Annotated in this window: 16 protein-coding genes and 1 pseudogene; 5 read left to right on the top strand and 12 right to left on the bottom strand. The window is 71.9% G+C overall.

All coding sequences use genetic code 11. The features are described 5' to 3' along the window. Window positions 1-54: 54 nt before the first annotated feature. Together ACFYXH_RS25680 and ACFYXH_RS25675 are read right to left on the bottom strand one after the other, a co-directional pair. The gene (locus ACFYXH_RS25680) at window positions 55-705 is read right to left on the bottom strand and encodes a hypothetical protein (RefSeq protein ID WP_389567298.1); all 651 of its coding nucleotides are present in this window, start codon (window positions 703-705) and stop codon (window positions 55-57) included. Window positions 706-816: 111 nt separating this feature from the next. Next, the gene (locus tag ACFYXH_RS25675; RefSeq protein ID WP_389567762.1) at window positions 817-1,095 is read right to left on the bottom strand and encodes a hypothetical protein; all 279 of its coding nucleotides are present in this window, start codon (window positions 1,093-1,095) and stop codon (window positions 817-819) included. Between the two features lie 387 nt (window positions 1,096-1,482). On the opposite strand from ACFYXH_RS25675, the gene ACFYXH_RS25670 reads away from it, so the two are divergent. Next, entirely contained in the window at window positions 1,483-4,383 is a 2,901-nt protein-coding gene (locus ACFYXH_RS25670) for an ATP-binding protein (RefSeq protein WP_389567295.1), read from the top strand. Between the two features lie 45 nt (window positions 4,384-4,428). Here ACFYXH_RS25670 and ACFYXH_RS25665 read toward each other — a convergent pair whose 3' ends face one another. Genes ACFYXH_RS25665 through ACFYXH_RS25655 form a run of 3 tightly spaced genes read right to left on the bottom strand, consistent with a single transcriptional unit; the run spans window position 4,429 to window position 9,705 of the window. Then, window positions 4,429-6,600, bottom strand: coding sequence for a bifunctional serine/threonine-protein kinase/ABC transporter substrate-binding protein (locus tag ACFYXH_RS25665; RefSeq protein WP_389567292.1), 2,172 nt, complete (start codon window positions 6,598-6,600; stop codon window positions 4,429-4,431). Between the two features lie 10 nt (window positions 6,601-6,610). After that, complete coding sequence (locus ACFYXH_RS25660; protein WP_389567290.1) at window positions 6,611-8,887, bottom strand: ABC transporter substrate-binding protein; 2,277 nt, start codon at window positions 8,885-8,887, stop codon at window positions 6,611-6,613. After that, complete coding sequence (locus tag ACFYXH_RS25655; protein WP_389567288.1) at window positions 8,887-9,705, bottom strand: hypothetical protein; 819 nt, start codon at window positions 9,703-9,705, stop codon at window positions 8,887-8,889. The genes ACFYXH_RS25660 and ACFYXH_RS25655 overlap by 1 nt, the downstream gene beginning before the upstream one ends. Window positions 9,706-9,862: 157 nt before the next feature. Between ACFYXH_RS25655 and ACFYXH_RS25650 the strand changes: the two are divergent. From ACFYXH_RS25650 to ACFYXH_RS25640, 3 genes and pseudogenes are all read left to right on the top strand, one after another. Further along, window positions 9,863-10,087, top strand: a pseudogene (locus ACFYXH_RS25650) (chitinase); the annotation flags it as partial. Window positions 10,088-10,212: 125 nt separating this feature from the next. Then, window positions 10,213-10,557 (top strand): hypothetical protein, encoded by a 345-nt coding sequence (locus tag ACFYXH_RS25645; protein ID WP_389567285.1) that lies wholly within the window; start codon window positions 10,213-10,215, stop codon window positions 10,555-10,557. Further along, the gene (locus tag ACFYXH_RS25640) at window positions 10,557-11,207 is read left to right on the top strand and encodes a hypothetical protein (protein WP_389567282.1); all 651 of its coding nucleotides are present in this window, start codon (window positions 10,557-10,559) and stop codon (window positions 11,205-11,207) included. Before ACFYXH_RS25645 ends, ACFYXH_RS25640 begins: the two co-directional genes overlap by 1 nt. Here ACFYXH_RS25640 and ACFYXH_RS25635 read toward each other — a convergent pair. The 3 genes from ACFYXH_RS25635 to ACFYXH_RS25625 form a co-directional block, all read right to left on the bottom strand. Beyond that, a complete protein-coding gene (locus ACFYXH_RS25635) occupies window positions 11,172-11,624 on the bottom strand; it encodes a DUF4184 family protein (RefSeq protein WP_389567728.1) in 453 nt (150 codons plus the stop codon). The genes ACFYXH_RS25640 and ACFYXH_RS25635 overlap by 36 nt on opposite strands. Then, a complete protein-coding gene (locus tag ACFYXH_RS25630) occupies window positions 11,621-11,914 on the bottom strand; it encodes a DUF4184 family protein (RefSeq protein ID WP_389567278.1) in 294 nt (97 codons plus the stop codon). The genes ACFYXH_RS25635 and ACFYXH_RS25630 overlap by 4 nt, the downstream gene beginning before the upstream one ends. 119 nt (window positions 11,915-12,033) lie before the next feature. After that, on the bottom strand, window positions 12,034-12,600 hold the full coding sequence (locus tag ACFYXH_RS25625) for a hypothetical protein (protein WP_389567276.1): 567 nt from the start codon (window positions 12,598-12,600) through the stop codon (window positions 12,034-12,036). 406 nt (window positions 12,601-13,006) lie between these two features. On the opposite strand from ACFYXH_RS25625, the gene ACFYXH_RS25620 reads away from it, so the two are divergent. Then, window positions 13,007-13,549 carry an FABP family protein gene (locus ACFYXH_RS25620; protein ID WP_389567274.1) on the top strand — a complete coding sequence of 181 codons (543 nt, stop codon included), beginning with the start codon at window positions 13,007-13,009 and terminating at the stop codon, window positions 13,547-13,549. 204 nt (window positions 13,550-13,753) lie between these two features. Here ACFYXH_RS25620 and ACFYXH_RS25615 read toward each other — a convergent pair whose 3' ends face one another. Genes ACFYXH_RS25615 through ACFYXH_RS25600 form a run of 4 tightly spaced genes read right to left on the bottom strand, consistent with a single transcriptional unit; the run spans window position 13,754 to window position 23,654 of the window. Next, window positions 13,754-16,624 (bottom strand): condensation domain-containing protein, encoded by a 2,871-nt coding sequence (locus ACFYXH_RS25615; RefSeq protein WP_389567271.1) that lies wholly within the window; start codon window positions 16,622-16,624, stop codon window positions 13,754-13,756. Next, window positions 16,614-18,425 carry an amino acid adenylation domain-containing protein gene (locus tag ACFYXH_RS25610; RefSeq protein ID WP_389567268.1) on the bottom strand — a complete coding sequence of 604 codons (1,812 nt, stop codon included), beginning with the start codon at window positions 18,423-18,425 and terminating at the stop codon, window positions 16,614-16,616. The genes ACFYXH_RS25615 and ACFYXH_RS25610 overlap by 11 nt, the downstream gene beginning before the upstream one ends. A 49-nt stretch (window positions 18,426-18,474) precedes the next feature. Further along, on the bottom strand, window positions 18,475-20,451 hold the full coding sequence (locus ACFYXH_RS25605) for a non-ribosomal peptide synthetase (RefSeq protein ID WP_389567265.1): 1,977 nt from the start codon (window positions 20,449-20,451) through the stop codon (window positions 18,475-18,477). Then, entirely contained in the window at window positions 20,451-23,654 is a 3,204-nt protein-coding gene (locus ACFYXH_RS25600) for an amino acid adenylation domain-containing protein (RefSeq protein WP_389567262.1), read from the bottom strand. Before ACFYXH_RS25600 ends, ACFYXH_RS25605 begins: the two co-directional genes overlap by 1 nt. Between the last annotated feature and the right edge of the window lie 78 nt (window positions 23,655-23,732).

Here is a 23,732-nt window from a genome sequence, read left to right as displayed (position 1 = left end):
GGGTCTGGCACGCCCTCCCCTGACACCCCCAGGGTCTGTCGCGGGGCCGACCGGTCATGTGTTGTCCGCCTCGTCCTCCCGGGCGGCGTCCCGGGCGAGCGCGGCGAGGTCCGGAAGCAGCCCGGCCAGTTCCTCGAGCAGCTTGTGCATGTCCACGACCTCGGGCAGCGGATACACGAAGCACGCCCCGTCCTCCCTGAACGAGACCGCCGGTCCGGCGAACCTCACCAGGCGCTTCGGCAGATCCGAGGCGTAGAACCGCTCGGCCGTCCCCGCGGAGTCGTCGCTCATCGTCAGGTACGGCAGATCCTTGGAGAAGGTGAGATTGAGCTCCGCCGCACTCCAGTGGCGCTCCAGACGTAGGTTCGGTCCGCTGCCCCGAAGGTCGAAGCACACGATCAGCCAGTGCTGGTCGTCCCTGCGCGAAATCTGCTCGTAACGCCTGGCGACGGTGACCTGGTGGTCGCCGAGTTGGCCGGTAAGGGTGATTCCGTGCCGCGTTCGCAACAGCCAGGGGAAGTGGCCCGCGTACCCGGCCCACTCCTCTCCGTCCTTGCCGCGCTCGATTCGCTGCCAGCCGGGACGGGCGGCCAGGACGCGCATCGCCCGCTCCGCCTTGCCGACCCGACGAGCGGTACGGACCGCGAAGGTGAGTCCGATCAGGGACGGGGCCAAGATGACGGCGAAACCAATGATCCAGCCCACCACGTACGTCCTTTCGCTCCACCCCGGGAAGTCCGTTCGCCCCCATCTTCACGCACCGGGTCGCCGCAAAACATCGGTGAAACTACGTAAAGGGCTACGGAGACCGCGTGTTCACGCACTGCCGCCGAAGAGGACCTGAACCTCCCGGATGAGGCCGTCCCGGACGGTGATCGCCTCGACGTTGTGGTGCCGGGCGCCCGTCGTGAGCTTGTACGCATAGTGCACGAAGACGAGTTCGTCGTCGGCCGGGACGACGGGCAGCAGCCGCTGCTCCGTCATCCGGTCGGCGGTCGGGAAGCGCCGGTCGAAGAACGCCGCCTTGTCAAACTGGTCGTCCTGCGGGCTGGTGAAGGTGAAGTCGTCGGCGTAGAGGGGGACGTGCCGCGGCAAGGTCCTGCGACCTGTAGCGCCGGAACGCGGCCTCGACGGCGTCTTGGGGACGGTCGGTCATACGGCCACCGTACGACCGCGTGCCGCCGGCCTCCAGCCCGAGCACCTGGCTGAGGCATGGGCGTGGATCATGTGCGATGGGGCGGCCGGCGCAGACACGTCCGACCAGCAGCCGCCTGCCGCGAACCGTCAGCCGGGCATTACGGTGGGACACGGAGGCCAGACCGGAATCTACCTGGTCGAATGACGCTTCCAGGGACTGTGCAGTCGGCTCCCGCCGGGGATGATGACGTTTCTATGAAGGTATCGGCTGGTTGTGCAGGCAGGGTTGCGGAGGAGCGACCACTCGGGAATGAACACGCGGACGTGGTGGGGAATGGAGACGCGGTGGAACCGGCGTGGGACGAGACGGCGACGATGCTGGTCGGCAGAGCTGACGAACTGAAGCGGCTCATCTCGGTGATCGGCAGTCTGGGGCAGGACGGCGTTCCCGCTGTCGTAGACATCGCCGGAGACGCCGGCATGGGGAAGAGTCGGCTGCTGAGCGAGCTCTGTGCGCGGGCGCGGCAGGATGGGCTGACCGTGCTGCGCGGCAGGGCCACGGAGTACGAGCAGCACACTCCGTTCCAGACGTTCACGGACGCGTTCGCCGACGTCGATCGTGCCTTTCTCGACTCGGATGCCGTGCCCGAGGTGGCGGCAACGGTGCTGCGCGGAGCCGACAGTGTGCAGGGCTCGGATTCGAGTTCGGGCAACCGTGACCGGTTCGGCCTCTATCGCGCCGTCGCGGAAGTGCTGACCAGGCTCGGGGAGCGCAGCGGGTTGGTGATGGCCCTGGACGACCTGCACTGGGCGGATCCCGCGTCTTTGGAGTTGTTGGACCATGTGATCCGGCACCCGGTGGGCGGCCGGGTGCTTCTGGTCGTGGCCCGACGAGAACGGCAGACGCCGCACTCCCTTGCCGCTGCTCTGACACGCGGCGTCGACAGTCGGGCCGTACTGCGCATGGCGCTGCGACCGCTGCCCGAGCAGGCGTCGATCGAGGCGCTCGCCTCCGACCTGCCACCGGGCGACGCGAAGCAGATCTATGAATCCAGCGAGGGCAACCCGCTGTACCTCCACTGCCTTCTGCACGCCTACCGGCATGGCGCGTCGTCGCGCGGCACCACCGTCCGGGCCCACGACGACACCGCGTCCGCAGTGCCGAGCGGACTGGGATCCCTGCTCCTGGACGAACTGACTGCGCTGACCGCGACGCAGCGCCGTACCGCCGAAGCAGTGGCGGTCCTCGGCGACCATGCCACGCACACAATGCTGAACCTGACGACCGGACACACCACGCCGGAGGAACTCGACGACTGCATCGGTGCACTGGCGCGGCGCGATCTGCTGCGCATGGGGTCCGACGGCCGCTGGACACTGCGCCACCCGCTGCTGCGGGCACTGGTCTACGAGAACACCGCCGCACCACGCCGTGCCGAGATCCACCGCGACGCGGCGGACGAACTGGCCCGGGCAGGTGCCTCCGCCGCCGAGCGTGCTCATCACGTCGAACGGTCGCTGGTCCGCTGGGATCCCGTCTCGGCGGCCGTGTTGAGTGAGGCGGCCGCCCAGTTCGCCCACACGGCGCCGGCGACGGCCGCCCATCTTCTGGACGTCGTCCTCCGGATCATGCCGGACACGCCCGCCTGCGCACAGCAGCGTGGAGAGTTGACGCTGGCGCGCGCCAGAGCACTCGGTGTGGGCGGCAGCCTGCGCGAAAGCCGTGACCTGCTCCACACGCTGATCAGTAAGTCCGGCCAGGACGACGCATCGCTGCGCGGGGATGCGATAGCGCTGTGCGCCATGATGGAACGGCATCTCGGACACTCTCCGGAAGCGACAGCCCTGCTGCAGCGAGAACTGACCCGCAGCCCCGGCCCCGAGCCCCGCCAGGCGGTCTCCATGGGACTCGCGCTGGGCATGGCCGCCCTGAACACCGTCTCCTACCCCGACGTCCGTAACGAGATCGAGCGGACGCTCGCGGTGGCCCGCTCCCACGGCGACCTCATGGGAGAGATGGGGGCTTTGGCGCTGGGGGCGTTGGGAGAGGCATACGAAGGGGAGACGGCGGCGGCCCGCCGGTTCGCCGATGTCGCCGCCGGGCTCGCAGACTCTCTCACCGACCCCAACCTCACGGAACTGTGCGAGTCGCTGGTGTGGCTGGCCTGGGCGGAAGGCCTGCTCGAGCGCTACGCCGACGCGGAACGCCACGCCGACCGGGGTCTGGACATCGCCCGCCGCAGCGGTCAGGTCCACGTCCTGCCACACCTGCTGAGCAGCAAGGCCTTCGTGCACCTCAGCACCTGTCGGCTGCCGTCCGCCCTGGAGTCGGCCGAGGAGGCGGAAGCCGTCGCACGAGCCATCGGCAGCAGCGATCTCCTGGCCTTCACCCTGTGCTTCAAGGCGCTGATCCTTCTCGTGCGGTGTCCCCTGGGTGACACCAGGGCCTTGACGACCGCCGAGGAGGCAGTGGCAGCGGCCGGTGGCAGCAGACACTGGTGGGCGTCGTTGGCCAGGTGCATGCTCGGTCACACGGCGCTCGTGAGCGGAGACCCGCACCGTGCGCAGGAGTCCATCCTGAACGCCGGCGGTCCCGAACTCCTGGGGCTGCAGCCCTCCATACGCCCCGGCCAGCTGGACACCCTCGTCAGCACCGCCATCGCCATCGGCGACGCCGAGCAGGCCGCACGCTGGGCCGCACGAGCCGTCGAGGAAGCCGACCGGATGGGTCTTCACGGTCAGCGCGGGGCGGCACTGCGTGCCGAGGCGGCGCTCGCCCAGCACCACGGTGACAGCCGCGCGGCCGCACACCTCTTCGAGCGCGCCGCGCAGGAGTACGCGCCGTCCGGTGCGACGCTCTGGGAGGCGTACTCCCTGCTGCTGGCGACCGTCCAGGCGCAGGCCGCCGGCGACGGTTCGCGCGCCGTCGCGATGTGGGAGCGGGCCCGCCGTCTCGCCGACGACGGCGGCGCGCGCCTGCTGTCCGACCTGGCCTCGATGGTGCGTCCCCAGGCCGAGGAATCCATGCGCGCACCCACGGAACTCGACCAACTGACCACACGTGAACGGGAGATCGCCGAACTCGTCGCCGAAGGGCTGAGCAACCAAGCCATCGCGACGAAGCTGTACCTCAGCCGCCGCACGGTCGAGACCCACCTGTCGGCCATCTACCGGAAGACCTCCGTGCCGTCCCGCTCGGCACTGGCAGGCCTCATGACGCGTGCGGCCCTGGACCGTCGCGCGTGAACAACCCACCACACGGCACACCACAGTCGAGGCACGACGCATGGTTCAGGCCGTGGCGTCCCGGTAGTCGCCGAGGCAGCGGAAGGCGCCCTCGGTCGCCCGGAACAGGTACATCGCGTCCGTGTAGCGGTAGGTGGACGAGTCGTAGCGCAGCCGTTTGGTGATTCCCTGGTAGTCGGTCTCGCGCAACCGGCCCACGATCGCGCCCCGTTCCTCGCGGGACGCGCCCAGGGCCGTCATGGCTCGGGCCACGAAGAGCGTCGCGTCGTAGGCCTCGGCGGAGTACCAGGGCGGGGCGGTGCCGAATCGTGCGCGGTAGGCGGCGACGAACGACTTCGCGGCCGTGGCCCGGGTCGGATCGAGGAAGGCCGTGGCGAAGACCCAGCCCTCGGCGGCGTCGCCCGCCGAGGCGAGGAAGCGGGAGTCGAGGGCGCGCTGGGTGGCCAGCCGCGCACCGGAGTAGCCGGCGGAGCGCAGCGCGCGGGCCAGTCGCGCGGCCCGCGTGTACCCGCCGGTGAACACCACCGCGTCCGCTCCCGCGTCCGTCACCGACTCCGCGAGGGCACGGAAGACGCCGTCCGAATCGTCCGCTGCGGCGAGGGTGCGCCGGACCGTGGTGCGCTGCCCGGCTGGCACGGCGTCATCGATGCCCGCGCAGATCTTCCAGCTGAAGTCGCCTTCGGCCGCATCGTCGATCAGCACCGTCCTGCGGGCGTCGGCGGTGCGAACGAGGTACGCGGTGATCGGCACCGTCAGGGTCGCGTCGCCGGGGCGGGTGGCCGCGTACACCCGGTACTTGGTGGAGGACAGGTCGTCGAGTCCGACCGACACGGAGACCATCGGGAGCCGTGCCTGCTGGTAGAGGTCGAGGGTGGCCTTCGCGCAGGCGTCGGTGGTCGGCCCGATCAGGACGCGGACCCGGTCGTCGGCCGCCAGCCGCCGGGCGACCTGCCGTGCCCGGGTCGCGCTGCCTTCGTCGTCGTGCACCTGGAGTGTCAGGTCGAAGCCGCGGCCGGCGCGGGAGTTGAGGTGGTCGACGGCGAGCCGTACGCCGTTCTCGTGGGCGCGGCCCGTCGTACGGCCGCTGCCGCTCAGGTCGGCGTGCAGGGCGACCACCAGCCGCGGCAGCCGCGCCTCGGCGCCGTCCGTTGCCGAGGCGCGGACGGGGCGGTTCGCCGTCCACCAGGCCGCCGTTCCGCCGGCCGCCAGGACTCCGGCGGCCGAGCCCAGGACCAGGAAGCGGCGGCGCGTGGCGCCTCCCGGGCCGACGGCCGTCTCGTCGCCGGGCGGTGCGTCGGCCGCCGTCGCCCCGGACACCTCGGTCGCCTCGACGGCGGGCAGGGCGAGCACGGCGGCCGAACGGCGCGCGATCAGCTGGATCAGGGACTCCGGCAACCAGCCCCCGCCCTCGCCCGCACCGTCCAGGGCCCGCCGTACCTCGGCCACGGCCGGCCGGGAGCCGGGCTCCTTCACCAGGCACTCCCGCAGCAGCGGCAGCAACGGCTCCGGTACGCCGTCCAGGTCCGGCTCGTCGTGGACCGTGCGCATCAACATCTCGGCCGCGGAGCCCCGCCCGAAAGGGCGCTCGCCCGTCACGGCGTACGCCAGCAGACAGCCGAGTGAGAAGATGTCACTGGCCGGCCCGATCTCCCGGCCCCTGCCCTGGGCCTGTTCGGGGGAGAGGAATCCGGGGGAGCCGACCACCATCCCGCTGGCGGTGAGCGCGGTGTCCTCCGGCATCCGGGCGATACCGAAGTCGATCAGCCGTGGTCCGTCGACCGCGAGCAGCACATTGCCGGGCTTGACGTCCCGGTGCACAAGACCCGCCCCGTGCACCGCGTCCAGCGCCTCGGCCAGCCGCGCCCCCAGGACGCGGACGGTCCCGTACGGCAACGGGCCGCACTCCTCCACCGCCTCCGCCAGTGAGGGCCCCGGCACGAACGCCGTCGCGAGCCACGGAGACTCGGCGTCCGGGTCCGCGTCGAGCAGCGGCACCACCCAGGGGTTGGTGACCCTGCCCGCCGTCTCCACCTCCCGGCGGAAACGCGCCCGGAATCCCGCGTCGTACGCGTGCGCCGCGCGGATCACCTTCACCGCGGCGAGCGCACCTCCGGGGGAGCGGGCCAGGTACACCACGCCCATGCCGCCCGCGCCCAGCCGACGCAGCAACCGGTATCCCGCGATCCTGGCCGGGTCGGCGCCGCGCAACGGCTCCATCAGCGTCCCATCAGGTGGATACCTGGAAGGGCGCCGCGCCCTGGTACGCGAACCGGCCGCCGTCGACCTTCCACAGGTAGACCCCGCTGCCGTCGGCGACCAGGGCCCCGGTCGCCTTGTTGAACGCGAGGTTCCTGGAGATCCCCTTGTACGTGGCCGAGCGCAGCGCCGTCGTCAGGTTCTGCCGGGTGCGGCGTCCGGCAGTCAGCGAGCCCAGACTCTTCACGGCGAGCTGCGCCACGTCGTACGTTTCCACGGCGTACCGCTCCGGCTCCGCGTCGAAACGCTTGCGGTAAGCGGCCGTGAACGCCTTCGCCTCGGGCGCCACGGCGGCGTCCATGACGGGGGCGACGATCACCCAGCCGTCGGCCGCGTCCCCCGCGGCGGACAGGAACCGGTCGTCGAGCACCCCCTGCGCGGCGGCCCTGGCCCCCGGAAAGTCACGGCTGCTCAGTTCCCGGGCCAGCAGCGCGGCGCGGTCGTGATGGCCGGCGAAGACCACCGAGTCGGCGCCCCCGTCCAGCAGGGCGTCGAGGGTCGGCCCGAAATCGGTGCGCAACGCGCTGACCACCTTCGGCACGGCCGGATGCCGTTCGTCCCGAAGGATCTTGGCGAGGATGCTGCTGATCTCCCAGGCGTAGGCGTCCGCCGCCCGGTCGTCGACGATCCCGACCGTGCGCGACTTCGCGGTGCCGCGCAGGTACGCGTCGAGGTAGAGCGGCAGGATCGTGTCCGTCACCCGGGCGTGCAGGAAGGACCGGCTGCCCGTCACGCCCAGCACGGTGGCGCCGGGCGACACCGCGATCAGGGGCAGCGAGGCGGCGTCGTACGTCGCCAGCGAGGTCAGGGCGGTGGCGTCGGTGGTGGGACCGATCACGGCCAGCACGGAACGGTCGGCGACGAGCTTCTTGGCCGCTTCGGGTGCCCGGGCCGGATCGCCGCCGTCGTCCACCGTCTTCACGGCGAGTGTGAAGGGTCTGTCCGCACGGGAGTTGAACGCGTCGACCGCGAGCCGCAGCCCCCGCTCCTGAGCCCGGCCGACCGCTTTCTGATCGCCGGTCAGGTCAGCGTGCAGACCGAGGGTGTGCACGGGACCGGTGGCCGTCGGGGCGGGGCCGTCGTTCTTGCCGTCACGGGAGAGCGCCCACCACGCGGCCAGTCCGCCCCCGGCCGTGACAGCCGTCGCGCCCCCGGTCAGGAGCAGGAAACGGCGCCTGCCGACGGCACGGGTCGGAGGCTGAGTGGCTGTGGTGTCCGTCGGCGCGGTGCCGGCGGACGCGGGGTCGACCTCGGTGTCGTCGACGGCGGGCAGCGCGAGCCCGGCGGCCGACCGTGCCGCGATCAGCCGGACCAACGGCTCGGGGAGCCAGGCCTCGTCGCCGGGGGGCCGCTCCTCCTCGCCGGGAATTTCATCCTCGGGCGCTTGAGGACGTACCGCCCGCAGGGCCTCCCGCGGGTCGGGGAGCGAGGCGGGCGACGAGGGCGTGGCGTTCGTGAGGGCCTCGGACAGCGCCTCGGCCGTGGGCCGCAGCTCCGGGTCCTTGTCCAGACAGCCGCCCACCACCTCGGCGAGCTCCGCCGGAACACCCTCCACGTCCGGCGCGTCGTGCACGGTGCGGTACAGCAGCGCGTCGAGCGACCCGGTACCGAACGGAGGGCGGCCGGTCGCCGCGAAGGCCAGCACGCAGCCCAACGAGAAGACGTCTCCGGCCGGTCCCGGATCCCGCCCGCCCCGCGCCTGTTCCGGTGGCAGGAACCCCGGCGTGCCGACTACGACACCGGTCGAGGTGAGCGCGGTGTCCTCGGGATCACGGGCCACACCGAAGTCGATCAGCCGTGGTCCGTCGAGTGCCAGGAGCACATTGCCGGGCTTGACGTCCCGATGCACGAGACCTGCCGCGTGGAGCTCCCGCAGCGCCTCGGCGAGCCGCGCCCCCAGCACCCGCAGGCTCCGCACCGGCAGCGGCCCGTGCGCGGCGACGGCCTCGCCGAGCGAGGGGCCGGGGATGAACGCGGTCGCCAGCCAGGGCTGCGCCGCCTCGGGGTCCGCGTCCACGAGGGACGCCACCCACGGGCTGGTCATCCGGCGGGCCGTGTCCGCCTCGCGCCGGAACCGCTCCCGGAAATCGGTGTCCTCGGCGTACTCGGCCTGGATCACCTTCAGGGCGACCAGGGTTCCGCCGGCCGAGCGGGCCAGGTACACCACACCCATGCCACCCGCGCCGAGCCGTCCGAGCAGCCGGTGGCCCGCCAGCTTGGTGGGGTCGGAAGTACGCAGAGGCTCCATCACTTCCCCTTCAGCCGCTGCTCTGTGCGCGTCAGCATCTGAGCCAGGGCCTTGCTGCCCAGTTGTTCGAGTTCCTGCGCGGTGTTCCCCTTCGCGCCCGTCACGGAGACGGCCACGACGACCGTGCCCAGCCGGGCGACCATCCACCGGTACGGCTGTGCGGCACCGCCGTTCCCGACATACTCGCCGGCCTCGAGGACGGAGTCGTCGGCGTACTCCTGCTCGCGGGTGCCGAAGGGGGTGCCGAGCGACATCAGACCCGTGATCCGCTCGTCGGACCGGGGTCGCTGTTCCGGGCAGCGCAGCACCTCTTCGAGGGTGGTGCTCAGCTGTTCGTCGGCGCCGAGGACGGAGGCGTGCACGGTGGCCACGGCCGTCACATTGACCGCGCCCTTGCCGCCGCCGACAGGCAGCCTGCTGTAGCGGGACGCGCTGGCCAGCACCCCGTGCGGGAGCTTCTCACGCTGCCAGCGACAGCTCTCGTTCAGCACGGCCCAGGTGCCCGGGGTGCTCTCGCCCGGATCCTGGGCGACGAAACCCTGGCCCCAGTCGCGCGGGGCGAGCACGACGGACTCGGCCAGGCGGCGCCCGTCCTTCGAGGTCAGGGGGACGAGGGAGGCATCGGGCGTGAAGACGGAAGTGGCGGCGGACGAGCCGCCCGACGGGGTTGCCTCGGCGCTCGGCGACGTCCTGGCCGAGGGCGAACCGCTCTGCCGGGAAGCCCCGTCATCCGTCTGGGCCGAACACCCGGCCAGCAGACTCCCCGCCACCAGCAAGGTCACCCAACTGCCCCGCATTCCATGGGCGTTGTCTGTCACTCAGTCCCCTCAACACCGTTCGCGCCATCCGACTCGTCGAACGTAGACGGCTGGGAGGGAAGGGACCTCAGTAGAACCACGTATCCGGCTACGTATTCCGCAGGTGTGCCGCCCGGGGCGGGCCCGGGCGACGCCCAGCCCAACGCGGGCCACCAGGCCGGGTGGAGGTGGTCGGGGTTTGGTGTCCGGTGTATTTGACCAGCCGCTGGCCTTCTTACGGCCGACCGGGCCCAGCAGCCCGGGCACGGGCTGCGGCTCCTTCAAGCCGTTGAAGACGTATCCCAGCCTGCGGGCGCGACGACCTGGTCGACGAACTGGGACGCGGCGGCGGGCAATGCGTGGTCGGGGCGCGGTGGGACCGCACGTACACGCGCTGCCGTGAGGCTTCGGCGGCTTGGACGACCCGGTCCGGGCGCTGAACCTACGTACTCGATTACGTAGTTCCCCTGAAGCCTCCAGGAGATGCCGCGGAGGAGACTCACGCGACGGACGACGACGGGGGCTTCGATGACGGGCGGGTTTTCGGACGACTGGTGGGTGCTGCTGCTCTTCCCGGTGGTGCTGTGGGTGCCGTTCGGGCCCTTCATCATGGGCACCCTGGGGGTGTGGTGCGCCCGTAGACCCGGCTGGCGGCCACGGTTGTGGTCGGTGCTGGTGCCGCTGGAGCCGGTGGGGTTTCCGGTCACCCACACGATGCTCCCCGTGGATGCCTTGGACGATCCGATCCAGAGGGACGACTTTCTGGGCGTGCTCTACGTTTTGGTCCTGGGCACAACGGCGCTGCCGTGGCTGCTCGGCTACGGCATCACGCGCGTGACGCGCACCCTGCGCGCCCGCCGGGGTCGGGTCTGATGGCGACGCAGGACGGGGAGTCCGCCACCACGACCGACCGAACCTCTCTGGCGTTTCGCGGCATCTCCGCCTATTTCGCCCTGTCGCTGGCCATCGCTGGGCTGTACGTGGCGTGGCTGTTCGGCGCGACGGTCCTCGCCGGTGCCGGGTGGGTCGGCACCCCGGGCCGGCTCGCGGTCGAGCGGTGCGTGGACCACGAGTCGACCTCGTCCGACGGTGACGTCGTCCGGACGTACTGGTGCTCCGGCACCTTCCGCCCGGACGACGGCGGACCGGAGATCGAGCACGTCACGCTCAAGGGCGGCCGCGGCGACGCGTACGTGCCGCCGCGGCCGGGAAGCTGGTGCTACGGCAACTCGCCGGACCGTCCCTGGTGGTGCAAGGGTGACCAGCCGACCTCGGTTGCGGTGCGCTATCTCGGCGGCGAGGCGTGGATGTTCGGCAACGGCCTGCTCGTGCCGGGTCCCGTGTCGCTCCTCGGCCTGTGCGGCTTCGGGCTGGGGCTGCTGCTGACCCTCCAGCAGATGGTGTGGCCGGACCCCGAACGGCGCCCGCGGTGGCTGCGGCGCCGCATCTACGACATCTGCGTGGTCGGAACGCTCAGTTGGGTGGTACTACTGGCCGCGCTGGCGTTCGAGGTCAACGGCTGACAACGGGTCCGCGCCCAGCCGTGCCCAAGCACCCATACGACGACGACCTTCACGGCGCTCACGACAGCCGCGGTCAGCGCCAACGCGCCCGCGGACATGCACAGCAACCGTTCGAAGAAGACGATCGGGATACGTCCGTCCGGGAGCAGCGCGGAGGCGACGGCGCCCAGCGTCGTCGTCACCGCAACCGACGCCCAGAACAGTACGGGCCGCGCGACGCCCGATGTGGACGGTGGCCCAGACCCAGCCGACGAATCCGATCAGCGTGGAGGCCGTGTGCAGTGCGACCCACCACGGTATGCCGGGCACCACGGGTCTGCCGAGCACGGCGAAGCCCAGTGACGTCCCGGCCGGCCCGTCGTGGGTGACGTCGTCCCAGAGCCGGTGTGTGACCGCTCCGGCCCACGCCGAGATCACCGTGACGTACCAGCGATGGCGCACCTGCCGTACTCACGCCACCATCCCGGCAGGAGCGCGGCGACGGTAGGTGCCGACTGCCAGATGAGCAGGGTGGCGACAACGCTCAAGGGGACTCCCCACAGGGCGAGTCCGGCCCAGGTGTGTCCGTACGTCAACAAGGGCGCGCCCACCGCGTAGGGAAGATCCGGCGCGGTGGACTCGACCACTAGCGCGACGCCGCCGAACCAGTCAGGCCGCCGTATCTTCAACGGCGTCACGGCGGCATGAGACGGAAAGGTCAGCGGCACAGTTCGTTACCTGCTTCTCACCGTTCTCAGACGCCAGTGCGAGCTGCCTCAAACATCAAGCAGACCGATGGCGACATCGCTGTTTCCCTTCGTCGCGTTGCGTGATGCCGTGGCGGCGCTCAGAGGGTCGGGAAGAGCACTGCGAAGAAGAGCCACAGCAGTACGGCCCAGAAGACCGCCGCCGCCAGCGACACGAGCAGGGAGCTGCGCCACCTCAGCACCAGGAATGGGAAGAGCACCAGGGCCGCCCAAAGACCGGCCACGTCGATCGACATGCGGGCGGCCTGGCCAAGGGTTCCCGCGCGCCCCGCGGCGATACGGCGCAGCAGCCGCTGGGAGACGAAACCGTACAGGCCGAAGACGATCGGGAAGAGCCACAGCGGGGTGATCGTGACCAGTTCGGACTCGGAGAACTCGTTGAACATGACCAGGTAGACGAGGGCGGCGCCCAGCACACCGGCCATCAGCGCGGTCACGTAGAGGGCGGTCAGGGCGGTCGGCTCCGCCGCACCGGCCGGCGCGGGATCGGGCGCGAGCACGGGCGAGGCGTATGGAACATCGGCCGACGGGGCCCGGACCACCTGGTGGCAGTGGGGGCAACGGACGTCCTGCTCGGCGCGGTCGGCCGGAGCCAAGATCAGGTGCCCGCACGAGGCGTGGAATTCCACTTGCTGACGCTGGTTCATGCGTTGCCTTCCTTGTACCGCTCCCATATTGCTCGACGCCGGTGACGCGTCGGCCGACCGAAACAGCTCCGACCTAAGGGAGAAGAACGCCAGAGAGCATCCAGCCTGCCCCGACGCACGGCTCGTGGAGCGATTTTCACAGCGGCGAGCCTCCCCGGCATCCGGGAAACTGCGTACTCGCACACGTAGTCGCGCGGACCCGTGGCCGGTGCGGCTGGGCGCAGAGTCCGCGGTTGCCGTTCCGAGACGGCTTTGGAGAGTCGACCCCCATCTCCGTGCCGGCTCAGCCGTCATGTACTCCGCCCCCCCCGCGCCGTGTTCATGCTGAGCGAAGCCTTCGCCCGGGCGGTCCGCGCGTCCGCCTAAGCTGCCGTCCGGCACCGGCCTCGACCCAGGAGCGCGCATCATGTACGACCCCGCCCAGAAGCCCCCGTACCCCGACGCCCTGCGATCGGACGAGGCACCCGCACCGCACGCACTGCTCGCGCCGGTGATCGGGCTGCTGGGTACCTGGGCCGGCCGGGGCCGGGGCGGATATCCGACGCTCGACGAGGAGTTCACGTACGCGCAGGAGGTCACGTTCAGCCACGACGGGCGGCCCTTTCTCCACTACGCGGCGCGCGCCTGGCTGCTCGGCGCGGACGGTACCCCGCTGCGGCCGTCGGCCCGGGAGAGCGGCTGGTGGCGGCTCCAACCCGATGGACGTGTGGAGGCATTGATCACCCAGCCCACCGGCATCGCGGAGATCCTGGTCGGCAGCGCCGACGCCGGTACGGTCGACCTCACCACCCACGAGGTGGCTCTCACTCCCACGGCCAAGGAGGTGAACGCCACCCGCCGCCGCTACACCGTGACGGACGAAGACACGCTCGCCTTCGTCCATGACCTCGCGGCGGTCGGTCAACCCCTGCAGCACCACCTTTCGGCACGGCTTCGACGGAACCCCTGACCAGGCGTCAGGCGTGCGGTGCTCGCGGTTAGCGAAGTCCGGCCGCGCCAACTGATCCGCGGAGCGCCGTTGATCTGTGCCGCCGTGCAATCGTGCAGTGTGCGGAGGCATACCTGCCGGTCCGTGCCCTGTGCGCCTGGCACGGACGCGATCAGCCCCCGGCCCGCGCCGAGGGCTGATCGCGTGGCCCGCTCTCCCGGGCGCTCAGGCCCGGGAGGCGTGGACCATCGCAGCGACTACGGACTGCCAGTCCTCCCCGGGCTGTTCGCGCAGTGCGGTGGCCAGCCGGTCCGCGCGGTAGCGCCAGGGGTGGTCGAGGTCCGGATGTACCCGCTCGGCGAGCTGGATCTCACTGTCGCCGGCGAGGAGCGTACGCAGCTCGGCGGCGAGGTCCTGCCACGCGACGTGACCGCTCAGGGCGTTGGCCACCCCGTGGACGGGCGTGTCCAGGCAGGCGGTCACAGCACGGGCCAGGGCAGCCGCGTGGACCCACGGGGCGCCGTACCAGTCGCGCCCGGCTGTGCCGGGGCGTGGGAGGGTGATCGGCTCTCCGGCGAGGGCAGCCTGATAGAGCAACCTGGTCGCGCCCCAGCGCAACTGATCGCGCAGCCGGTCGTGCGGACCCCACACGATGGGCGAGCGTACGACGCTGGCCCCGCCCCGGCCCCCGGTGCCCGCCGCCCGCATCAGCATCTGTTCGCAGTCGAGCTTCGCCTGTCCATACGCGCTCAACGGCTGTTGGGAGGCCGACTCCTCGGCCACCCACTGTTCCGTGGGGCGTCCGTAGGCGTCCACGCTGCTGACGAAGACGAACGGGCCGCTGTGCCAGGCGTCGACCATCGCTTCCATCGCCGCCACGTCCACCTCGGGACGGGTGAAGGTGCAGGCGGCGTGGATCACCGCGTCCGCACTCTCCACGGCGGCGCGCAGGCCGTCCAGGTCGGTCAGATCACCCTCGACGACATCCACACCGTCCCCGGCTACCAGATGTGCCGACTCGGGACGGGCCAGCGCGAGCACCGGCCTCCCCTGGGCGGCGAGTTCGCGCAGGAGGAACGCTCCCACGCCGCCCGTGCCGCCGGTCACCAGCACGGTGCCCTCGCGTGCCCGCCGGGTACGTGACACCGGCGGGGCCGTCGAGGCCGCCGCGGTCGCGCGTTCCGTCTCACGCGCGTCGAGCAGCGCGGTGAGTGCGCGCGGTGTCCGGTTCTGCATCACATCGAGACCGGTCAGTGGCAGCCTGAGCCCGGTGCGCAAGCGCTCCGCAAGTTGCACGGCTATCAGGGAATGGCCACCGAGGACGAAGAAGTCGTCGTCCGGCGCGGAGGTCCGGCCCAGCAAAGCGGTGAACGCCGCCGTCACCGCGTGCGCACGGTCCCCGTGCAGGGCGCAGGCTGATGCCGCGCTGGGCAGCCGGTCGGCGTCCAGTGCGCCGTCGGCGTTCCGCGGCATCGCGTCCAGCAGTGTCACCGCGGCCGGGACGAGTTCCCGGGCGAGGGCGGACCGGAGATGGGTCCGCAACTCGGCGGGTGAGGGGCCCCCGGTCTCCCGCAGGACGGCATAGGCGATCAGCGGTCCGGTCGCCGACTGCGGCACTGCCGCATCGCTCACCTGCGGATGCGTCCGCAGCCGGGTCTCGGCCGGATGGCAGTTGGCGTCGGCCTGGACCGCCCACGGCCGGCCGGGCAGCCGCGACAGCGTCAGTTCCGGGTCGACGGCGACCGCGGCCAGCAGGTCGGCGAAGGCGTCTGCCAGCTGGTCTCCCGCCTCCGTCGCCAGGGCTGCCGGCCCGTACTGGACCAGGCAGGCGGGCTCGTCGGTGTCCATGAGGCCGAACGACAGGTCGAACTTGGCTTCGCCGAGGCCGACTTCGACGGGCTCGGCGACCATGCCGGGCAGCGGGAGCGCCGTGGGCTCCCGCAGGACGTCCGCGGTGACCCGCACCAGCGGCGTGCCGTCGGCGTCCCGCACGGCGGCGCCGAGCCGCTCCAGGATCAGGTCGAAGGGAACGTCCCGGTGCTCCTGGGCCTCCAGCAGCGCGTCCCGCACCCGGTCCACAAGGATCCCGAACTCCGGGTCGCCGGACAGGTTCACACGTACCGGAAGGGTATTGACGCACAGTCCGACGAGACCGCGCATGGCGGCCCCCTCGCGGTGGGTGGCGGCGCAGCCGATGACCAGGTCGTCCTCGCCGGTGAAGCGCTGTAGCGCGGCGAAGGCGGCGGCGAGGGACACCGTGAAGAGGGTGGCCCGGTGCTGCCCGCCCAGCTCGCGCAGTGCAGGCAGCACCGAGGCGTCCAGCTTCGTGGTGCGGGCGACGGCCGGCCGCGTGCCCAGGTCGGCGGAAGGGTGCGCGGGCCGGGGCAGCCGCAGTGGTACGGCCCCGGCGAGCCGGCGAGTCCAGTGAGCCAGTCCTTCATCGAGGCGGCCGGCCGCCGCGTGCTCGCGGCGCGCGTAGTCCGTGTACTGCGGCGGCTCCGGCTGTTCGTGAGGGCGTCCGTCCACGGTGGCTGCGTACAGCTGGGTCAGTTCGTCGGCGACGGTCTCCAGCGACCCGCCGTCGATGGTGATGTGGTGGAAGGTCAGCAGCACGGTGTGGTCCTGGGGGCCGTGCCGCAGCACCAGGGCGCGCGGCAGGGGACCCGCAGCCAGGTCGAACGGACGGCGCGCCTCCTCGGCGAGCGTCTGCACGCCGTCGCCGTCGGCCTCCACCACCGGCACGGCGATCGTGTCGGGCGCGGGGAGCGTCTCCTGGTACGGCTCGTCGCCGCGCTGACCGTAACGGGTGCGCAGGATGGCGTGGCGTCGTACGAGCGTGGTGAGAGCGACGGTGAGGGCGTCCACGTCGAGCGGCCCGTGCAGCCGGGTGGCGAAGGGCACGCTGTAGAGGGAGCCTCCCTGGCCGAGGTGGTCCATCAGCCACATCCGGCGCTGGGCGTGGGAGAGCGGGGCGGGCCCCTGGGCGTGGACAGCTGTGGGGACGGGGGCGGCCGGGCGGGTGCCGGCGCGGGCCCGGGCCCTGCGCAGCAGTTCCTCCTGCAGCGTGACGGAGCTGGGGGTGCTGTCAGTGGGCATCTGTGTCCTCCGGCGCGTCGAGGTGGAGATCGCTGTGGTTGGCCAGCAGGGCGCGCTCGACGAGGGCGGCCTGTCCGGCCACCGTGGGGGCGGCGAAGAAGTCGGGCAGGGACAGCTCCACTCCGAGCTCCTCGCGCAGGTCGTCCGTGACGACCAGAGCGAGCAGGGAGTGGCCGCCGTAGGCGAGGAAGTCGGCGTCCGGCCGGTTCACTTCGCAGCCCAGGCTGCGGCTCCACACCTCGGCGACGGCCTGCTGGATCGGGGTCAGCGCCTGGGTCGCGCCTTCGGCGTCGGCGCTGCCGTGAAGAGCGGTGAGCGCGCGCCGGTCCACCTTGCCGGAGACCGTCAGGGGCAGCCGCTCCACGAGGGTCAGCTCGTCGGGGACCAGATGGGCGGGCAGCTGTTCGGCGAGCCGCGCTCTCAGCGTCTCGGCACGGGGTACCGGGCCGGGTGCGGCTACGACGAAGGCGGCCAGGCGGGCGTCGTCCGCTGCGGGCCGGCGCGCGGTCACGACGGCGTCGTCCACCTCCGCCTGCTCGCGCAGGATGTGCTCGACTTCGCCCGGCTCGATGCGGAATCCGCGGACCTTGACCTGGTCGTCGACGCGGCCGTGAAAGTCCAGAACTCCGTCCGGGCGCACCGAGACCAGGTCGCCGGAGCGGTACAGGCGGCCCAGCGACGCATGGTCCACGAAGCGTTCGGCGGTCAGCTCCGGCTGTCCCGCGTATCCGCTTGCCAGACGGCTGCCGCCGATCCACAGTTCACCGTGTTCGCCCGGCGCGACCGGCTGCCCGGTCCCGTCCAGGACGTGTGTGACGGCACCGGCGACCGGGCGGCCGATCGGCACCGGGCCGTCGCAGTCCGCATCGGTGACCCTGTGCGTCGTCGCGAACGTCGTCGTCTCCGTCGGCCCGTATCCATTGACCAACTCCAGCCAGGGGAACGCGCGCAGCACCGCTCGGGCATGCTGGGCGGCCATCGCCTCGCCTCCCACCACCACTGTGCGGAGCACCGAGAACACCCGGGAGCGGCGGGCAGCCAGCTGGTGGAACAGCGCCGTGGTGAAGAACGCCACGGTCACGCCGTGCCGCTCCACCTGCTGGGCCAGATCCTCGAAGGAGGGCCGTTCGACGGTGCACACCACCACGGCGGCTCCGTTGGCGAGGGCCGACCACACCTCGAAGGTCGAGGCGTCGAAGGTGGTCGGCGAGTGGAACAGCACCCGGTCGCGGGCGGTGACGGTGGCGTACTGCGGAGCGGTGACCAGTCGGGCGATGCCGCCGTGGGTGACCGTCACGCCCTTGGGGAGGCCGGTGGACCCCGAGGTGAACAGGACGAGCGCCGTCGCGTTCGGGCCGGGCTCAACCGCGGGCAGCTTGGCGCCGGTCAGCAGTGGATCGTCGGGCAGCGCCAGGGTGGCGCCCGTGGGGGCCGCGGATTCGAGCAGCTTGCCGTCTCCGACGGTCAGTGTTGCCCCGGCGGTGGCGAGCATGGCTTCGGTACGCGGACGCGGGTGTGCCGGATCGAGCGGCACGCACGCCGCGCCTGCCCACCACAGCGCGAGCTGCGCGACGAGCGTGCGAGCCGATCGCGGCACCAGCAGCGCCACCCGGTCGCCGGGGCGGACGCCATGGTCGTGCAGGTGTGCAGCCAGAGCGCGGGCGGAGGTGACCAGCTGCGCGTACGTCAGCGTGGTATCGCCGTCCATCACGGCCAGGGCCTGCGGGGTCTGCTCGGCGTGCCGCGCCACCAGGGCGGGCAGGCCGGAGGAGTACGCGGACGGTGTGCGGTCAGCCGGCACGGGGCTTTCCTTCCTGTGGTCGGGGGTGTTCGCCAGGAGGGTCGCCATCTCAGGCCACCGCCGGTCCGACGGCGGCGCGGCGCTTGTCGAGTACGGCCGCGACAGCCCGAAGGTCGGGCTGACGGAGCAACTCCGGTGCGCGCAGCCGCACTCCGGTCTCCTGCTCGATCACGGTCAGCAGGCGCGAGGCGACGAGCGATGTTCCACCGGCCTCGGTGAAGTTGTCCCTCAGTTCGGTACGGGGGCTGTCCAGCAGGTCGCGCACGACCCGCAGGACCAGTCGCTCGCCCTCCGTCGCGCCGTCGTGCGAATCGCCGTTGTCGTCAGTGGCGCTGTCGGCGGCGATCGGCCGTGCCGGGGCCGCGGCCTGCTTCAGCAGTTGGGCACGGTCGACCTTGCCGTTGGCGTCGAGTGGGAACGCGTCCAGGATCCGCACGGCCGAGGGCACGGCCTGCTCCGGCAGCCAGGCCCGTACCGCGGACAGCAGCGCGTCAGCACTCGCTCCGTCGGATGCCAGGACGTACGCCACCAGGCGGGCGCTGCCGTCGGCGGAACGGGGCGCCGTGACAACCGCGCTGCGCACCGAAGGGTTCTGCTCGAGCGCGGCCTCCACCTCGGCCGGTTCGATCCGTACTCCGCTGATCTTCACCTGATCGTCGAGACGGCCGAGGAACTCCAGCCTGCCGTCGTCCAGCATCCGCACCCGGTCCCCGGTCCGGTACACGCGGTCTGTCTGCCCCGCGTCGATTCCCGGGGGCGGAGCGGTGAACCGGCGTGCCGTCAGCTCCGGGTCCAGATAGCCGAGCGCCAGGCAAGTGCCGCCGATGCACAGTTCACCGGCCTCACCGCGGGCGACGACACGGCCGTCCGCTGCGGTGACGACGACCGTGGCGCCCGGGATCGGAGTTCCGATCGACGGCGCGGTGTCGTCGCACGCGTCGTGGTCCGTGGCGCGCATGGCGTGCGTGGTGGTGACGACGGTGGCCTCGGCCGGCCCGTACGCGTTGTGCACCGTGGCGGTCACATCCGCACCGGGGCGTCGGCGCATCCGGTCGCCGCCGACAACAAGGTGACGCAGCTTCAGGTCCTGCGGCCAGGGCCGGTCCAGCACCGGTTCGGCCATCGGAGTGGCCACGACGCACACCGTCACGGCGGCGTCGCGCCACCACACGGTGAGTTCGGCGGGGTCCCAGCGAACGGCGTCCGGCGCGGGAACCAGGGCCGCGCCGGACGTCAGACCGGCCCACAGCTCCATCACATGCGGGTCGAACGCGACGCCGATCAGCAGGGACTGCCGGTCTCCGGGCGCCAGGCCGGTCTCGGTGCGGTACCAGTCCAGCAGTGCGGACAGAGCGGGTTCCGCGACGGCGACGGCCTTCGGCCGCCCGGTGGAGCCGGAGGTCAGCACGGCGTAGAAGGCTTCCTGCGGAGCCGGGCGCGCGCTCGCTGCGGGAGGGGCGAAGGCCGCGACGGCCTTCGGCGCGGCGTTCGTCCCCTCTCCCGGCAGCGGCAGCGCGACCTGCTCGGCGGCCTGATGGCGGGCGGGCAGCACAGTGGGGTCGCCGATCAGACAGACCACGGCGACGTCCTCGGTGACCGCGTCGATGCGGCGCTCACCGGGCCGGGGGCCCAGCGGGAGATAGACCGCGCCGATCCGGGCGAGGGCGATCGCGGTCACGACCAGCGCCGCCGAGCGGTCCAGGCAGACGCCGACCAGGTCGCCCGGGCGGACCCGGTCGCGCAGGGCGCGAAGGACGTCGTCGGCCGCCTCGTCCAGCTGCCGGTAGCTCCAGGTACGGGTCCCGTCGACCACGGCGGGGGCCTCGGGGCTGCGGCGTACCCATTCCTCGAAGCGGGGGAGCACTCCGGCGGCGGTGGCTTCGGGAAGGGGCGCGCCGTGTACGACGCTCGGCAGGGCGCCCTGACGGCCGTTCATCAGCGCGGAGGTCTGCTCGGCCATCGGCTCGGCAGACCGCCCGGTCGTCGGCGCGGCCCCCGTCGGCATGTCATTCAGCATCTCGGTCATCACGACTCCGTCGGCGTGGTCGTAGCGGTGTGGGCAGCAACGGTCGGCGTGGCGAGCGCGCCAAGGGCGCGCGCCTGGTCGGACAGGACCGGGTTCTGGAAGAGCAGCCGCAGCGGCGGCCGTGCGCCGATACGGGGTTCCAGCCAGGCCGCCAGTTGCGCGGCGAGCAGCGAGTGCCCGCCGGTCCGGAAGAAGTGGGAGGCAGCGGTGAACCGACTGTGACCCAGCACCTCGCGCCAGCCTTCGGCGAGCAGCGCCAGAGACGGATCGGCGAATGCCGCGGGGTCGGTTTCGGCCGTGGCGTTCTCCTCGACCGGTGCGGTGGGCTCGAGTTGAGCGGCCAGACGGGCCAGCGCGACTCGGTTCGGCTTGCCGCCGGCCAGGGTCGGCATGGCATCCAGCCGCGCCCATCGGCCGGGTACGAGGGCACCCGGCAGACGGCTGCTCAGTTCGATGTGCATCGCCTGTTCGTCCCACGGCCGCTGTTCGTCGGAGTTCTCCAGGAAGCCGACCAGGCGCGGTCCGCCGGCCGCTTCCCTGTCCAGTACGACGGCGCAGGAACGTCCGCCGAGCACGGCCGATGCGGCGGCCTCCACCTCCTCCAGTTCGATGCGGTAGCCCCGCAGTTTGATCTGGTTGTCGCGGCGCCCCAGGAAGTGCAGCAGCCCGTCGCGATCCCGGTAGCCGAGGTCGCCGGTGAGGTAGACCCGCTCGCCGTTCAGTGCTTCGATCCGTACGAATCGTGCCGCGGTGGCCTCCGGGTTGCCGACGTACCCCTCGGCCAGACCGGCGCCGGAGATGGCCAGTTCACCGACCGCACCGGCCGGCAGTGGACGCAGCGCCGCGTCCAGGACATGGATCCGCTCGCCGGGCAGTTCGGTGCCCAGGGGGATTTCCGCCCCGTTCACGAGGTTCTCGCGGGTGATCTCGTACACGGTCGAGCTGATCGCCGCTTCGGTCACTCCGTAGGCGTTGAACACGGCGGCGTCGGTGTCGGCGAGGAACCCGCGCATCGCATCCGCCGGGATGCGCTCGCCGCCGAGCACCAGCAGCCTCGGCGCCCAGCGGCGCTCGCGCAGCACCGGCCGCAACTCCTCGCGGGTGGCGAGGAAGTAACTGGTCGGGAGGTTGGCGACGGTGACCCGGGCGGCGGCCAGCAGCTCGGCGAGTTCTGCTCCGGTGGGCACTTCCCGCTCCGGTACGACGAGGCAGGCACCGGCATACAGCGCGGGCAGGACCTCTTCCAGCGCCACGTCGAACGAGGGCTGGGCGAACAGCAGCACCCGGTCACCGGCGGCCAGGCCGAACCGGTCGGCCGCGCCGGTCAGATGGTTCTCCAGGGCCGCCCGACCCACCGCGACCGGCTTGGGTATGCCGGTCGAACCCGAGGTGTGGATGATGTACGCCGCACCGGCCACCACAGGGGCCGGTCGCGCGGCGGGGAAGGAGGCGGCATCGATCTGCGCCGTCGGAAGGTGTGCGGGCAGCTTCGCCCCCGCGGCGGCGGAGGTGAGCACGAGCGCCGGGCCGAGCCGCTCGAGCAGCAGCTCCAGACGGGAGACCGGGTCGGACGGTGAGAGCGGGCAGTACACGGCTCCGGACCGCAGACAGGCCAGCAGCGTCACCACCGAGTCGGCGCCGCGCGGCAGTATGGCGGCGACCGGCTGACCGGCCGTCACACCGGCGTCCCGCATCCGCTGTGCGAGGGAGGTGACCTGCTCGTTGAGGTTGCCGTAGGTGATTCGGCGGGCCCCGATCAGCAGCGCGGGCAGCGAGGCGTCGTGGGCGGCGGCCGGGTCGAGCGCGTCCCGGCCCTGCGCGACTGCGTGCGGTTCGGGTGCGGGATCGCCGGCCGCCGGAAGGGCGAGGTCGGCGAGCACGGTGGCGGGAGCGTCCAGGTAGGCGCGCAGCAGATCCAGGAAGCGTTCGGCGAGCAGCTTCGCCACGTCCTCGCCGAAGAGATCGGCGTCGTAGTCCCAGACCAGCGTCATGCCGGGCGCCCCGTGCCGGGGGCCCACTCCACGCCGGTCGTCGGGCAGCAGGACGACATCGAGGTCGAATCGGGTGGTGCCGGTGTTGAACCCTTCGAACAGGGTGATGTCCAGGCCTGGCACCTCGATCTCGGGCAGTGCCGCGTCGTGCGCGCTGAACATGACGCTGAACAGGGGGTTGTCCGCGCCGGAGGTGTGCAGGGCCAGTGCCCGGGTCAACTCCTGGACCGGCACCTCCTGATGCGGCAGAGCCCGGATGAGGGTGTCGGTCACCTCGTCCATGGTGTCCTCGGCCGGAGCTTTCGGGTCCAGGCGAAGCCGCAGCGGGATCGTGTTGACGAACATGCCCACGGCGTCCTCGAATCCCCGAGGGCGGTTGCCGACGGCGGTGCCGACGACCATCTGGGAGCGGCCGCTGTGCCGCCGCAGGAGTTCCGCGAAAAGCCCGAGAAGCGTGGAGAACGGGGTCAGACCGCGCTCGCGGGTGTGGGCGCGCAGCCGCTGTGTCAGATCCGCGCCGATTGATTGCCGCAGCTGTCCGCCGTGGTGCCTGCGCCGGGCGCCGGGCCGGGTCAGGCCCGGCAACGGCATGTCGTGGGAGGCGTCGCGCAGTTCGTCGGCCCAGTACTCAAGGCTCGCCTGCCGCTCGATGGTTCGTACGTCGTCCGCCTGGGCGTCGGCCTGGGCACGCACATGGTCCGCGTACGAGGTCGCGGGAGGCAGAGCGACCGGCTCACCGAGGACATGGGCGCGGTAGGCGGTGAAGACATCGCCCAGCAGGATCGCGAAGGAGTGCCCGTCGTGGATCAGGTGGTGCTCGACGTGGATGAGCCGGTGCTGGTCGTCGGCGAGCCGCGCCAGGGTCCAGCGCAGCAGCGGCGCCTCATAAGTGTCGAGAGGGGTCTCGGCCTCGGTGCGCAGCAGCTCGGCGAACGCGGCCTCCGGGTCGGCATCCCCGGTCAGATCCACGCTGCGCAGGCGGGGCGCACAGGCGCCGGCGGCCCGCTGGGCGGGCATCGCGCCGGGGACGGCCACGAGTTCCAGGCGGAGTCCGGGGTGACGGTCGAGGGCGGCGGCGAGTCCGCGGCGCAGGGCCTCGGTGTCCAGCGTCCCCCACAGGTCGAGTGAGGCGGTGAAGTTGTAGGCGCGGCTGCCGGGCTGCACTTGTTCGTGCAGCCAGACGATCTCCTGCGACGAGGAGAGGGGAAGCATGGGCGATCCCTGAGGTTGTCGGGTCGGGTTCTTCGGATGCGGGTCGGGGCACGGTTGTGCTCCCCACCCGGGGTTCGC

The sequence above is a fragment of the Streptomyces sp. NPDC002730 genome (genome assembly GCF_042888805.1).
In the GTDB taxonomy this organism is placed as follows: Bacteria; Actinomycetota; Actinomycetes; order Streptomycetales; family Streptomycetaceae; genus Streptomyces.
This window is presented reverse-complemented; position numbering and strand designations above follow the sequence as displayed.

Coding starts and splice junctions, on each gene's coding strand:
- ACFYXH_RS25605 (WP_389567265.1), bottom strand. CDS start 20,451: ATGACCGAGATGCTGAATGACATGCCGACGGGGGCCGCGCCGACGACC.
- ACFYXH_RS25645 (WP_389567285.1), top strand. CDS start 10,213: ATGACGGGCGGGTTTTCGGACGACTGGTGGGTGCTGCTGCTCTTCCCG.
- ACFYXH_RS25660 (WP_389567290.1), bottom strand. CDS start 8,887: ATGGAGCCTCTGCGTACTTCCGACCCCACCAAGCTGGCGGGCCACCGG.
- ACFYXH_RS25620 (WP_389567274.1), top strand. CDS start 13,007: ATGTACGACCCCGCCCAGAAGCCCCCGTACCCCGACGCCCTGCGATCG.
- ACFYXH_RS25665 (WP_389567292.1), bottom strand. CDS start 6,600: ATGGAGCCGTTGCGCGGCGCCGACCCGGCCAGGATCGCGGGATACCGG.
- ACFYXH_RS25600 (WP_389567262.1), bottom strand. CDS start 23,654: ATGCTTCCCCTCTCCTCGTCGCAGGAGATCGTCTGGCTGCACGAACAA.
- ACFYXH_RS25625 (WP_389567276.1), bottom strand. CDS start 12,600: ATGAACCAGCGTCAGCAAGTGGAATTCCACGCCTCGTGCGGGCACCTG.
- ACFYXH_RS25640 (WP_389567282.1), top strand. CDS start 10,557: ATGGCGACGCAGGACGGGGAGTCCGCCACCACGACCGACCGAACCTCT.
- ACFYXH_RS25615 (WP_389567271.1), bottom strand. CDS start 16,624: ATGCCCACTGACAGCACCCCCAGCTCCGTCACGCTGCAGGAGGAACTG.